Genomic DNA, 1,374 nt, shown 5'->3' on the forward strand with positions numbered 1-1,374 from the left:
GCGATGAGGAGCAGGCCCTGGTAGGTGACAATGGCGGCGGCCGCGAGCCGTGCGGCCGCTCTTCGCGAGGTGTCGTTCACGCCTGGTACGTCGGAGGTCGGCATCGAATCCGGACATGCCGCCGATCGTGCGCGGCGGCCAGCTGTGGCCGGTTGCAGGGCGTCATCGTCCGGACGGTCGCCGGAGGCTTCCTGAACTGCCGATGACCGTGCATCCGATCATCGCCAGGGAAGGTGGCTCGACGGCTTTGGTGCACGGAGATCGATGGGCGGGCCGAAGTCGACCACTCCGCCGATTCTGGCGACGATGCCGGATCCAGTGCAGGTCGCGCTGGCGAAAATCGATGACGGTCTCCGGAGCGTGTCACCCTGGTGGATCTCGATTTCGCCATTGCCGGATGTGTCGAGCAGGTGGGCGGCAAGGCAGCCGACACTGTTGGCGTTCGCGATGTCCTCGTTGACGCCGATCGCGGGGGCGAACATGCGGGCGGCGGCCGTTCTTGCGGTCGGCGGCAGCGCGTAGGTGAAGCAGCCGAGATACCCGAGTCGGCGGCACTCGGTTGCCAGCCGATCGAAGTCGGGCTGCATGGACAGCAGCGTCAGGTGATTCCGGACGGGGACGAGAAGTCGTGGCGTGCCGGGCGAGGCGACCCGTACGTCGGCGGCGATGTCCGCTCGTTGCAGGTCGAGGGCCGCGATTATGCCGCCGGCAGTGGCGTCGGCGTGGTCCGCCAGGGCGATGACGCCTTGGTCGAACCAGACTTCGATGCCGTTGTGGCGGCCGATGGCGGTCGTGGCGAAGGTGCGGCCTGCGGTGCCCAGGCTGCCGTGGTGCTCGGTGGCGCCGCTGCGGTGCAGCAGGACGGCTTGCGCGGCGATGATGCCATGGCCGCAGTTCGTGAGTTCCCCGGCGCTGGTGAAGAAGCGCGCCATGGGCGCGTCCGCTGTGCTGGTGTCGATGAACGCGGTGTGGGAGGTGCCGGTCCTACGGGCGATGGCGTGACGGTCGTCGTCGGTGAGCGTGGCGTCGTCGATCACGACCGCGGTGGGGCTGCCGCCTTCCCCGTCACGGGTGCAGGCGTTCACCACTGCCACCGGTGGGTCGGCCATCAGGCGGCCGTGACGTCGGCGAAGCGGGGAGCACCGGGCTCGAGTTCGACGCGAGCGGTGCGGGCGGCGAAACAGATCGCGTGATACCACCCGCACAGCAGTGGCACGTCGAGCAGTTGCCGTTCGTCGAACAATTCCTGCGCGGACCGCCACAGTTCGTCGTCGACGTCGCACGAGTCGTGCAGGGCGTCCACCATCCGGATGAGCATGGCTTCGCGGCCGGCCGTCCAGCACGGATCGTCAGGCGAGCCGCAGGTGAGCGAGG

General features: G+C 68.8%; 2 protein-coding genes. Both read right to left on the bottom strand.

From position 1 onward, the window contains the following. Positions 1-218: 218 nt before the first annotated feature. The gene (locus ACFPIJ_RS50455; RefSeq protein WP_380126626.1) at positions 219-1,109 is read right to left on the bottom strand and encodes a PhzF family phenazine biosynthesis protein; all 891 of its coding nucleotides are present in this window, start codon (positions 1,107-1,109) and stop codon (positions 219-221) included. Further along, the coding region (locus ACFPIJ_RS50460) for a carboxymuconolactone decarboxylase family protein (RefSeq protein ID WP_465252346.1) at positions 1,109-1,374 on the bottom strand (266 nt) is incomplete at its 5' end. The genes ACFPIJ_RS50460 and ACFPIJ_RS50455, both read right to left, overlap by 1 nt.

The sequence above is a fragment of the Dactylosporangium cerinum genome (assembly GCF_042653625.1).
GTDB lineage: Bacteria > Actinomycetota > Actinomycetes > Mycobacteriales > Micromonosporaceae > Dactylosporangium > Dactylosporangium cerinum.